The organism is Nguyenibacter sp. L1 (assembly GCF_035199985.1).
Classification (GTDB): domain Bacteria; phylum Pseudomonadota; class Alphaproteobacteria; order Acetobacterales; family Acetobacteraceae; genus Gluconacetobacter; species Gluconacetobacter vanlangensis.
Genome location: NZ_CP127015.1, coordinates 3,125,061 through 3,136,909 on the forward strand (window position 1 = coordinate 3,125,061; position 11,849 = coordinate 3,136,909).

An 11,849-nucleotide genomic window follows, 5' to 3' on the forward strand; every position below is an offset into this window, starting at 1 on the left:
CGCAGCATGTCAGTCAGCGATTTCGAGATGGTCGAGGCGTGGGGGCAGGTGCTGTCCCTGTCCGGCATCGCGGCGGGGCAGACCGTGACCATCCTGACGTCGAGCGACACGCATCCGCAGACCCTGCGGACCGCGATCGTCGCCGCCCGCGCGAAGGGGGCCATCGTCAACCGGCTGGACCTGCTGCCGGTGAATGGGGGGACGTCGCTGTCGCGCGATCCGCTGGCCTATGTCGGCACCACGCCGCTGACCGGCAACAAGGCGGCGCTGGCGATGCTGAAGGCCAGCGACCTGGTGCTGGACCTGATGACCTTGCTGTTCTCGGCGGAACAGCATGAGATCCTGTCGGCGGGCGGGCGCATCCTGCTGGCGGTGGAGCCGCCCGAGATCCTGCTGCGCATGGTGCCGACCGAGGAGGATCGGCGGCGCGTGCTGGCGGCATCCAGGGTGCTGCGCGCGGCGCGGCAGATGCGCGTGACCTCGGCGGCCGGGACGGATGTGACCTTCGCGCTGGGGGAGTATCCGATCCTGGAGGAGTACGGGTTCTGCGAACGGCCGGGACGGTGGGACCACTGGCCCAGCGGCTTTCTGGCCACCTGGTCGAACGAGGGATCGGCGCAGGGGACGATCGTGCTGGATCGCGGCGATATCCTGCTGCCGCAGAAATCCTATGTGCGCGAGCCCGTCACATTCACCATCCGCGACGGCTATGTGACGGACATCGCGGGCGGGCTGGATGCCGATCTGCTGCGGGGATACATGGAATCGTTCGGCGATCCGGAGGTCTATGCGATCTCGCATGTCGGGTGGGGGCTGCAGAAGCGCGCGCACTGGTCGGTGCTGGGCCTGTATGACCGCGAGGCCACGATCGGCATGGATTCGCGGGCCTGCGCCGGCAATTTCCTGTGGTCCACCGGTCCGAACAACGAGGCCGGCGGCACGCGCGACACGGCGTGCCATATCGATATTCCGATGCGCAACTGCACCGTCATGCTGGATGGCGACGCGGTGGTGCGGGGCGGCGAACTGGTGAACGACGGATTGGGGAACGCGGCATGAGCGACAGGCTGGACGGCGGCGCGGCGCGGCGCGGCGAGAGCGACGAGGCGCTGTATCAGCGCCAGGGATTCGGGCGCGAGATGGGCATCGTCGGGCAGGTGGGGCTGCTGATCGTCGATTTCGTCAACGGGTTTGCCGATCCGGCGGCCTTCGGCGGCGGGAATATTCCGCAGGCGATCGAGCGGACGAAGCCGCTGCTGGCCACGGCGCGGCGCCTGGGCTGGCCGGTCGCGCATACCCGCATCGTCTTTGCCGATGACGGGTCGGATGCCAACGTGTTCTCGCTGAAGGTGCCCAGCCTGCTGGGGCTGACCGAGACCAGCCCGGCCAGCGCGATCGTGCCCGGTCTGGCGCCGGTCGACGGCGAATATGTGGTGCGCAAGACGGTGCCGTCGGCGTTCTCGGGCACGGCGCTGGCGGCATGGTATGCCCATCGCGGGGTGCAGACGCTGGTGGTGGCGGGCTGCGTCACCAGCGGGTGCATCCGCGCCAGCGTGATCGACGCGATGTCGCTGGGGTTCCGGCCGATCGTGGTGTCGGATTGCGTGGGCGACCGCGCGATCGGCCCGCATGAGGCCAATCTGTTCGACATGGCGCAGAAATGCGGCGACGTGATGGAGTACGACACGTTGCTCTCGCGCTTGTCCAATCGCTGACCGTTTCAATATTTTCATATATATTCGGGATTCGCCATGAAACCGCTCTATCGCATCGGCCAGATCGTCCCCAGTTCGAACGTCACGATGGAGACCGAGATCCCGGCGATGCTGGCGGTCCGGCAACTGATCCGGCCCGAACGGTTCCTGTTCCATTCCAGCCGGATGCGGATGAAGACGGTCAGCAAGGACGAGCTGGCGGCGATGGACGAACAATCCGACCGTTGCGCGCTGGAGCTGAGCGATGCCCGGGTCGACGTGCTGGGCTATGCCTGCCTGGTGGCGATCATGTCGATGGGGACCGGCTATCACCGCGTGTCCGAGACGCGGCTGCATGCCCGGACCCGCGAGAACGGCGCGCCGGCTCCGGTGGTGACCAGCGCCGGCGCGCTGGTCGAGGGGCTGAAGGTGATCGGCGCGAAGAAGATCGTCGTCGTCGCGCCCTATATGAAGCCGCTGACCAGGCTGGTCGTCGATTACCTGGCGCATGAGGGGTACGCGGTGATCGATCACGTGGCGCTGGAGATTCCGGACAACCTGGACGTGGCCGCGCACGATCCGCAGCGCCTGCCCGGCATCGTGGCCGGGCTGAATTACGCCGAGGCCGATGCGATCGTGCTGTCGGCCTGCGTGCAGATGCCCTCGCTGCCGGTGGTGCCGAAGGTCGAGGCGCTGACCGGCAAGCCGGTGATCACCGCGGCGATCGCAACGACCCACGCGATGCTGGGCGCGCTGGGGCTGGAGCGGGTCGCCCCCGGCGCGGGGGCGCTGCTGTCCGGTGCCTATTGAGGAAAAGCCTTGAGGAAAGGGAGAGGATCGCGATGACCGACAGCCGGTTCCTGTATGGCGCGAACGTGCGTGCCAACGACATCCGCCAGCATTATCTGCGCTATGGCGGCACGGGTGCGCCGCTGGTGCTGATCCCCGGCATTACCAGCCCGGCGATCACCTGGGGGTTCGTGGCCGAGCGCCTGGCGGCGACGCATGACGTCTATGTGCTGGACGTGCGCGGGCGCGGCCTGTCCGAGACCGGGCCGGACCTGGCCTATGACCTGGACAGCTATGCGGCGGACGTGCGCGGCTTCATCACCGCGCTGGATCTGCCGCCCTGCGTGGTGCTGGGCCATTCGATGGGCGCGCGCATCGCCATCCGCACGGCGCGGCGGGATGGCGCCGGCATCGCGGCGCTGGTGCTGGTCGATCCGCCGGTCAGCGGCCCGGGCCGCCGGGCCTATCCGGCGCGGATCGAATGGTATGTCGATTCGATCCGCGAAGCGCGGCGCGGCATGGATGCCGAGGCGATGCGCCGCTATTGCCCGACCTGGACCGAGGCGCAGCGCCGCCTGCGCGCCGAATGGCTGCATACGTGCGACGAACTGGCGACCCGCGTCACGTTCGAGAAATTCCATACCGAGGACATCCACCAGGATATTCCGCACCTGACGCCGCCGACCCAACTGGTCATCGCCACGCGCGGCGACGTGATCCTGCCCGAGGACGAGGCGGAAATCCGCGCCCTGCTGCCGTCGATCGCGACCGTGCGCGTGCCCGATGCCGGCCACATGATTCCCTGGGACAATCTGGATGGTTTTTGCGACGCGGTGTCGGGCTTTCTGTCCCCGGCGCGGACTTGAGGGATATGCTGTACCCATGACGGCATTTGACGGGGTGATGCGCCGCGCGGGCGGCGTTGTGTTGCTGGCCTGTCTGGCGGGGAGCGTGGCCGCGGCGCGCGCCGCCGTGCCTGCCGCCGTGTCTGCCTGTGCGCCGCGGGCGATCGGGGCGCTGCATGTCGCGGACGTGACGGTGGCGGAGGCATCGGCGCAGGGCGCGGCCTGTGTGGTGACGGGACGGATCCGCACGCATGGTGCCGGGGCGCCGGACGGCAGCGCCGGATTCCGGCTGAGCCTGCCGCGCGCCTGGAATGCCAGGTTCCTGATGCTGGGCGTCGGCGGGTTTGCCGGGAACATGACGCCGTCGGCCAATGGGCGTGATATCGCCGAGGCGGCCGCGGACGGTTATGCGGTGGGGATTACCGATACCGGGCATGCGGATGCGCCCGGCACGGCGCTCGTGGACGGGCGCTTCGCCCTGGATGCCGACGGGCATCCCGACCGCGCCAGGCTGGCCGATTATGACTGGCGGGCGACCCACCAGGCGACATCGGCATTGAAGGCGCTGGTGGCACGTTATTACGGCGCGCGGATCGACCATGCCTATTTCGACGGATGTTCGAATGGCGGCCGGCAGGGCATGATCGAGGCCGAGCGTTTTCCCGGCGATTATGACGGCATCATCGCAGGCGATCCGTTTCTGACCCTGCGGCTGATGCTGGGGGACATCAAGGTCCAGCAGGCCAACCTGGCCGCGCCGGACGGCCGGCTGCGGCCGTCGGACCTGGCGCTGATCGACCGGTTTACGCTGTCGGCCTGCGATGCGCTGGATGGGCGGGCCGATGGGCTGATCCAGAATCCTGCCTTGTGCCATCCGGATTTTGACCGGCTGCTGTGCCGGCCGGGGCAGACATCGGCATGCCTGGCCCCGGCCCAGGTGCGGACAGCCCGCGCGTTCGTGGCCGACACCACGGACAGGCGGGGCGGACGCGTCTATCCCGGTTTCGCGGTGGGTCACTGGGGCGCGGGACTGGCCGCGGCGATGCAGTTCGGCATGCAGGAGGCCGGGCCGCCGGCCGGCGCGACATGGCCCGACCATGCGGGGCCGATGGAATATCAGTTCGACGACCAGGCCTTGAAATATCTTGTCATGCGTGATCCGTCCTTTTCCCTGCTGCGTTATCCGGTCGGCCCCAGCGGCATCGTTCCCGACGCGGCGCTGGCGGCCTATGACGGCGCGGTGCGGGACGGCAATGCGGACGATGCCGGGAAGATGGCGGCGTTCCTGAAAAAGGGCGGCAAGATCATCTTCTATCACGGCTATGCCGACATGGCGATTTCGCCCTACAGCACGATCGATTTCTTCAATGCGCTGCAGGCGGCGGCGCCCGATGCGGCGCGGGGCGCCAGGCTGTTCATGGTGCCCGGCATGGCGCATTGCGGCGGCGGAGTGGGGCCGGACAGATTCGATACGCTGTCGCCGCTGGATCGCTGGGTGGCGACGGGGCAGGCCCCCGCGCGGATCGAAGGCGCGCCGTCGGCGGCTTCGGGGCATGCCATGCCGCTCTGCGCCTATCCCGCCCAGGCCCGTGCGGGCGCCAGACAGGCGTGGGCCTGCCGCTGACGTAAACGGGGGTGGGGCGGAAAGCCTGGTGGTGTTTACGGAATAATTAAAAAACGATTTCGAATCGACTTGCGTCCGGAATAAGTCGCGTATACACCACTAAATGGAACGAATGCGCAATGTCGTGACCCGAAGCCTCCATATTCCCCGGCATGGGGAGGAACGCCCGGAGCCGGACATTGTGCAGGATATCCCGAAACAGGACCGCCCTGGTCCCTGAAGGCGAGGGCGTGCCGCGTCGGGACGGGGAGGCGGCGATTGGCGATGGTGGTTTGATCCTTCGGGCGTCGTTCGAATTTTTGTAGTGTATACACTATATATTGTGGCTGAGTCCGACCGGTTCGCGCCACGCGCGGCCTGATGACGGATATCCTTTAGGAAAGGCGGGAAGTTTTCATGAGCAGAAGGCGTTTGACCTATCTTCTGGCGACATCAATGCTGGTCTGTCCGGGTCTGGACGCCGTGGCGCAGACGGCGGCTTCGCAACCGGCCGGCAAGGCGCCGCATGCCGTGCATGGCACGGCCGCGCGGCGGGCGCCGGCCGCCGCCCGTTCCGTCGCCTATCATGGCGACAGCCAGGGTGAGTCCGTCGGCGTGGTCGGCCATGGCTCGACCCGTCAGGAACAGACCCTGACCACGGCGCAACTGATGTCGCGCATGGTGCCCGGCACGACGCCGCTGAAGGCGCTGGGCACGCTGCCCGGCGTGTCGTTCAATTCGTCCGACCCGCTGGGCGTCGATCTGTGGTCGCAGAGCTTCTATGTGCGGGGCTTCTCGGCGCTGGGCTTTACGCTGGACGGCATTCCGCTGGGCAGCCAGGGCTATGGCGGGCTGGGCGCGAACATCAACACCGCCATTTCCAACCTGAACATCGCCAAGGTGACCGTATCCCAGGGTGCCGGGGCCGTCGACGTGCCGGCGGCCAACAATCTGGGCGGGGTGATGCAGTTCTATTCGATCGATCCGTCGGACCGGCGGGGCGGCACGCTGTCGCAGACCTTCGGCAGCAACCAAGCCTATCAGACCTTCGTGCGGCTGAACAGCGGCGTGCTGAATCCGTCCGGCACCAAGTTCTTCGTGTCGTACAGCCGCACGGACGAGAACAAGTGGAAGGGCTATGGCAGCCAGTTCCTGCAGCAGGTCAATTTCAAGCTGGTGCAGCCGATCGGCCAGAGCACGAAGATGACCGCCTTCTTCGACTGGGACCAGAGCGAAGCCGATACCTATGGCGATTTGTCGAAGAACATCATCAACACGCTGGGCTATCGCGTCGATTACTACAAGCCCGACTATGCGGCGGCCTATCGCACGGCGCTGTTCGCGCACGGCCTGCCCGGCGGCAGCCTGCCGCCCGGATACGCCGGCCTGGACGACCCGATCGACGCGTCGGTCTATGACGGGCCGGCCACGGGCCACGATTATCTGGGCGGGATCAAGTTCGATTCCCAGCTTACCGACAAGCTGCGCTGGCAGACCATGCTGTATGCGCACGGCAAGTCGTGGAACGCGTTCTGGTCCAACCCGTGGGTGACGTCGCCCAATGGTGCGCCGCTGGTCGAGCAGAACGAGGGCTCGCGCCAGGTGCGCGCCGGCCTGGATACCGGCCTGACCTATCATATCGCCCATCATATGGTGAATCTGGGCGTGTGGTACGAGAACAGCCAGCCGCAGGATTTCTATAAATTCTATCAGGAGCCGATCCTGGGCCAGGGGACGCCGGTCGATCCGGTCAACGCGCTGCCGCCGGCCTTTGCCGAGCAATGGCGCTATGGCTACCGTTACGACCTGGTGCAGACCCATCTGCAGGACACGTACCGGGTGACGCGCAACCTGACGATCAATGCGGGTTTCCGTTCGATCCTCTATACCGGGACCAACCACATCATCGAGAACGATCCGGCCTATACCGGCATGGCGACGCTGCCGACGGGCTCGATCTCGAACAATGCGGCGTTCCTGCCGCAATTCAGCATCAATTACCGTTTCCTGCCGCATCATGAAGTGTTCTTCGATTTTGCCGAGAACATGTCGGTCATGACCGGTTCGGGCTATAATCAGGGCAGCCCGTGGGGCGGCCCCACGCAGGCGGCGTTCGATTACACCAAGACGCACCTGAAGCCCGAGACGGCGTATGTCTACGAACTGGGGTATCGCTACACCTCGCCCTGGGCGGTCGGGCTGCTGGCGCTGTACCACACCGATTATCTGCACCGGCAAGGCAGCGTGAACCTGGGATCGATCTACAATTCGGTGTCGGTCCTGGAAAATGTCGGCAGCGTCAACATGAACGGCGTCGATGCCAGCCTGAACCTGATGCCGATCCGTGGCCTGTCGATCTATAACAGCATCAGCTATAACAGTTCGCGCTATGCCAACAACCTGAATACCGGCGATGTCGTCTATGACATCAAGGGCAAGCAGGCGGTCAATTACCCCGAACTGATGTACAAGGGCAGCCTGTCCTATACCTATCGCGGTGCGTTCGCGCATATCGACACGATGATGATGGGGCGGCGGTATCTGAGCTATACCAACGATGTGTCGGTGCCGCATTACTGGCTGACCAACCTGGGGGCCGGCTATCATTTCGGCGATTACAGCGTGCTGAAGAATGTGACCGCGTCCTTCAACGTCTATAACCTGACGAACATCAAATATATCGCGAACATGGGCGAATTGGGCAATTCCTTCAGCGGAGACGACCAGTCCATGCAGGCCGGCGCGCCGCGCCAGCTCTACGGCACGATCAGCACGAATTTCTGATCGGCGGCTTCCGGCTCCGCGCGGGATCGCGGGGCCGGATTACAGGGTGGCGTGTTCGTTCCGGATGTGGGGTGGTGGCCTATGGAACCGATGTTTTCACACTGAAGTAAGATCAAAAAATAAATATTCATAAAAAAATTTCTAAAGTCGTGTCGTCCCATCCCAATTCGATTGTCAATTCGGGATCCATATGGTGTGTCAATCAAAAACGTTTCTTGACAGAATTAATTGGAGGATTGATTAAATCTGTATCCGGGATGTCTGCTGCATCCAGGGTGCGTGCACATCGTGGAATTTCGGTAGTGATGCTGATTGGAAAATCGTGAGCAAATAATCTCAATGACATTGAACGTGGGCCGGCTTTGCGTTCGTATCGAGGGTGGTTCCGATGAGTCGAGATGCCTGTTGTCGCCTATCCCACGCCGACACCCGCAACGCGTGGTGTGGGAGGTTGCACGCCGCCTTGATGGCCGGTGTTTCCGTCTTCACCCTGCTTGTCACTTATGGTGCCGCGCACGCGCAGGCCGCCGCCACCGAGGAGACGCATGGCAGCCTGCCGCACCGGCCGGTTCGTACCGGCAAGCGTGGTCCGGCTGCACGGGGCGCACTGGTCGCCCGCCCTGCGGTCCCGGCACCGGCCGAGGCGATCAGCGTCGTCGGAAGCGGTTCCACCCGCCAGATGCAGTCGGTGTCCGCCCGCGACCTGGCCTTCATTGTGCCAGGTGTGACGCCGCTGAAGGCTGTCGGCAATCTGCCAGGTATCCAGTTCAGTACCTCGGACCCGCTCGGCATCGATCTGTGGTCGCAGAGCTTCTATATGCATGGCTTCACCAGCGACCAGCTTGGCTTCACCCTCGATGGCATCCCGCTGGGCGGGCAGGGCTATGAATCCTATAACGGCGTTCCCGTCAGCCGCTCGATCAGCAACGAGAACATCTCGCGTACCGACGTGTCGCAGGGTGCAGGGAGTCTGGATACCCCGGCCACCAGCAATCTGGGCGGTACGGTCCGCTTCTATGGCAACGACCCCAGCGACAGGATGGGGGGAGACGTCTCGCAGACCTTCGGCAGCTATGCCGCGTTCCGGACCTTCGTGCGCTTCGATAGCGGGTTACTCAATCCCAGCGGGACGAAATTCTACGTTTCGTACGACCGAAAGGCGGAAGACAAATGGCTGGGCGGGGATTCGCAGTTCCAGCAGATGGTGAACGCCAAGCTGGTGCAGCCGATCGGCGCGCGTACGACTTTCAAGACCTATTTTGATTGGTCGTGGGAGGCAGCGGCGTCCTATATCGATAACAGCCTCGAAGAGCTGAAGAAGGTCGGATACGGTATCGATTATTACTATCCCGACTACGGCGCTGCCCTGAATGCGGCGAATGGGATCTACCCGGAGCAATATAGGGACCTGTCCGATCCGAAGGATGCTGCATATTATCGGGGGATCGAGACAAGCCGGTACTATCTGGGCGGCATGAGTCTCGACAGTCGGTTGACTGATTTTCTGGAATCCAAAACAACATTCTACGGCATCGGCAAGCGCTACGATGCGTGGTGGACGTCGCCCTATGTCGGTTCGCCCTCGGGTGCGCCACTTTCGGCGCAGGATCAGGCGATGGGCACGCAGCGGATCGGTTTTCAGACCGATCTGATCTACCACATCCGGCATCATACACTCGATGCCGGGTTCTGGTATGAGAATATGACGTTCGATCCCGCAATGGAATATTATAACGAGCCGAATAGCCCGGATGCGGCCCCATATGACGAAATCGCGCATAGAGGCAGTCCGTTCCTGACGCATTGGGCCTATGGCTTCAACACCAACACATATGTCTTTCATCTGCAGGACACGTACAGGGTTCTTCCACACTTGACGGTGCACGGAGGGTTCCGGAGCATGGTTGTCGATGCGCAGGACCATATACTGTATAACGACGCCGGCTTTACGGGGTCGTCGCAGTTGCCGCACGGATCGCTCGATGCCGTTGCGGCGGCGTTGCCGCAGTTCAGCGCCAATTGGCGCTTCGCCCCGCATAACGAATTCTATTTCGACATATCGAAGAACATGCAGGCCTATCCGCAGAACGGATTCAACTCTGCCTCGCCCTGGGGGGCGGAAACCGTCCAGGATTTCGTCGGCCTGCGGAAAATGCTGCACCCCGAGACCGACTGGGTGTATGAAATCGGCTATCGGTTGAACGCGAGTTACGTGATGGGCCTTATCAACCTGTATCACGTCGATTTTTCAAATCGTCAGCAGGCGGTGTCGGTCGGCCCCCTGGCGGAAGCGCATGCTCTGTTCGAAAATGTGGGGTCTGTCGACATGAATGGCGTTGATGCCAGCGTGACGGTGACGCCGGTGCGGCATCTGTCGCTATATAACAGCATCAGCTACAACAGTTCGAAATTTGAAAGCAACCTGACGTCCGGCGGGATCATATATGATCTAAAAGGAAAGCAGGAACCGAATTACGCGAAGCTGATGTATAAAAATTCGATCAATTACCATCGAAATGGCTTCAGTGTTCATTTCGATACGATGTATATGGGCAAGAGGTACCTGAGTTACATTAACGATACCGCCGTTCCGTCCTATTGGCTGGAAAATTTTGGTATCAGTTACGCGTTCCGGCATGTGGCCGTAGCACAAAACCTCAAGTTCGACTTCAGCATCAACAATATCACCGATGAAAAATACATCACCAATATGGGAAGTGGCGGCAATCCCCTATCCGGTGATTACAATACGCTGCAGGTCGGCGCGCCTCGCTCGTTTTACGGGACCGTCAGCGCACATTTTTGAGGGTGGCCAGAAGTCGATCATCCCGCAACGATGCGCCAGGGTTATTTTGGATTTTCGACGGTTTGCGTCGGTATGGCTTTCAATCTCGAAAAGATTGAAACTTAACTCTCGTTTGTTGTTCCGGATGCGGTGGCTGGGGTGGTGGGTTGGTATAAAAGTTACATATTGGTTAAAAAATATAAACAAAATAGGATTGGTTCCGTTTCCGGGGCGTCTTTATAGATAGCCCGGTTGTCAGATACGCCACGGGACCATGATCCGCATTTTTCGTCCGCTCCGCGCCCTGCCTTTGTTACTTGTCGCCGGGGGATGCAGTACGATCGGGCCGACGCGCCTGGACCAGGACCAGAGCGATTATTCCCGGGCCGTGACCAGTGCGGGCAAGCAGCAGACGCTGCTGAATGTCGTGCGTCTGCGCTATGCCGACACGCCGGGTTTCCTGGACACCACGCAATTGATTTCCGGCTATCAACTGCAGCGCAATGTCTCGCTGGGCGTCGGCACCTATTCGGCCAGCCGGCCCTTTGGCGGGGCGGCGGTGCAGTTCCAGGAAAGCCCCACCTTCACCTTCCAGCCGGTGACCGGCGACGCCTATGCGCAGAGTTTCCTGCGCCCGCTGCCGCCCGGCAATCTGTTGCCGCTGGTGCTGGGCGGCCTGCCGATCGACGTGCTGTTTCGCCTGGCGGTGCAGTCGGTCAACCTGATCAGCAATGCCGGCGCGCTGGGCGGCGATGCCGGGCGGGGATCGCCGGTCTTCTTCGACCTGATCTATGATCTGCGGGTGCTGCAGGTGGCCGGACTGCTGGGCATTCAACTGGAGCACAGCACGGCCGCGAACGGCAAGGAACCGGTGGCCGATCGGGTCTATCTGTCGATCGCCTCGACGGACAATGCGGCGCTGATGCCGGCCGTGCGTGAGGTGCGCCGCCTGCTGGGCATGGCGCAGGATGACGAGCGGGTCGAGGTCGTCTATGGCGGGGGCAGGCCCCGGCGCGGGCAGATCCGGCTGCTGACGCGTACCATCCTGGGGGTACTGGGGCAGATCGCCTATCAGATCGATGTGCCCGAGGACGATATCCGCTCGGGCCGCACCCGGCCGACGATCAAGCTGATCGGGCGCGAAACGCGGCCCATCGTCGTGGTGCACGTGACCAGGGAACGGCCGGAGTCGGTGTTTTCATGGACCACGTACAACCACAAATATTACTGGATCGCCGACGACGATTTCGACAGCAAGCTGGCCTTCACGATGTTGCAGATCCTGCTGGAACTGTCGAAGACCAGCAAGGGGCCCAGCACGATCGTGACGATCCCGGTCAACGGGTGAA

Annotated in this window: 8 protein-coding genes; all 8 read left to right on the plus strand. The window is 62.9% G+C overall.

Annotated elements, in window-relative coordinates; all coding sequences use genetic code 11:
- Nucleotides 1-6 precede the first annotated feature (6 nt).
- Nucleotides 7-1,059 (plus strand): 2,5-dihydroxypyridine 5,6-dioxygenase, encoded by a 1,053-nt coding sequence (locus QN315_RS14010; protein ID WP_323989897.1) that lies wholly within the window; start codon nt 7-9, stop codon nt 1,057-1,059.
- Nucleotides 1,056-1,715: an isochorismatase family protein gene (locus QN315_RS14015; protein WP_176640395.1), complete on the plus strand. Its 660-nt coding sequence runs from the start codon at nt 1,056-1,058 to the stop codon at nt 1,713-1,715. The genes QN315_RS14010 and QN315_RS14015 overlap by 4 nt, the downstream gene beginning before the upstream one ends.
- A gap of 36 nt (nt 1,716-1,751) precedes the next feature.
- Complete coding sequence (locus QN315_RS14020) at nt 1,752-2,504, plus strand: Asp/Glu racemase (RefSeq protein ID WP_323989898.1); 753 nt, start codon at nt 1,752-1,754, stop codon at nt 2,502-2,504.
- 32 nt (nt 2,505-2,536) lie between these two features.
- A complete protein-coding gene (locus QN315_RS14025) occupies nt 2,537-3,349 on the plus strand; it encodes an alpha/beta hydrolase (protein ID WP_323989899.1) in 813 nt (270 codons plus the stop codon).
- A gap of 16 nt (nt 3,350-3,365) precedes the next feature.
- Nucleotides 3,366-4,952 carry a tannase/feruloyl esterase family alpha/beta hydrolase gene (locus QN315_RS14030; RefSeq protein ID WP_323989900.1) on the plus strand — a complete coding sequence of 529 codons (1,587 nt, stop codon included), beginning with the start codon at nt 3,366-3,368 and terminating at the stop codon, nt 4,950-4,952.
- A gap of 396 nt (nt 4,953-5,348) precedes the next feature.
- On the plus strand, nt 5,349-7,715 hold the full coding sequence (locus tag QN315_RS14035; protein ID WP_323989901.1) for a TonB-dependent receptor domain-containing protein: 2,367 nt from the start codon (nt 5,349-5,351) through the stop codon (nt 7,713-7,715).
- A 466-nt stretch (nt 7,716-8,181) separates the two neighbouring features.
- Nucleotides 8,182-10,521 carry a TonB-dependent receptor plug domain-containing protein gene (locus QN315_RS14040; RefSeq protein WP_323993517.1) on the plus strand — a complete coding sequence of 780 codons (2,340 nt, stop codon included), beginning with the start codon at nt 8,182-8,184 and terminating at the stop codon, nt 10,519-10,521.
- Between the two features lie 253 nt (nt 10,522-10,774).
- Entirely contained in the window at nt 10,775-11,848 is a 1,074-nt protein-coding gene (locus QN315_RS14045; RefSeq protein WP_323989902.1) for a hypothetical protein, read from the plus strand.
- Nucleotide 11,849 lies beyond the last annotated feature (1 nt).

What these genes read in the sequence shown, in the direction of transcription:
- QN315_RS14010 (WP_323989897.1), top strand. Translation starts at nt 7, where the DNA reads ATGTCAGTCAGCGATTTCGAGATGGTCGAGGCGTGGGGGCAGGTGCTG.
- QN315_RS14015 (WP_176640395.1), top strand. Translation starts at nt 1,056, where the DNA reads ATGAGCGACAGGCTGGACGGCGGCGCGGCGCGGCGCGGCGAGAGCGAC.
- QN315_RS14020 (WP_323989898.1), top strand. Translation starts at nt 1,752, where the DNA reads ATGAAACCGCTCTATCGCATCGGCCAGATCGTCCCCAGTTCGAACGTC.
- QN315_RS14025 (WP_323989899.1), top strand. Translation starts at nt 2,537, where the DNA reads ATGACCGACAGCCGGTTCCTGTATGGCGCGAACGTGCGTGCCAACGAC.
- QN315_RS14030 (WP_323989900.1), top strand. Translation starts at nt 3,366, where the DNA reads ATGACGGCATTTGACGGGGTGATGCGCCGCGCGGGCGGCGTTGTGTTG.
- QN315_RS14035 (WP_323989901.1), top strand. Translation starts at nt 5,349, where the DNA reads ATGAGCAGAAGGCGTTTGACCTATCTTCTGGCGACATCAATGCTGGTC.
- QN315_RS14040 (WP_323993517.1), top strand. Translation starts at nt 8,182, where the DNA reads ATGGCCGGTGTTTCCGTCTTCACCCTGCTTGTCACTTATGGTGCCGCG.
- QN315_RS14045 (WP_323989902.1), top strand. Translation starts at nt 10,775, where the DNA reads ATGATCCGCATTTTTCGTCCGCTCCGCGCCCTGCCTTTGTTACTTGTC.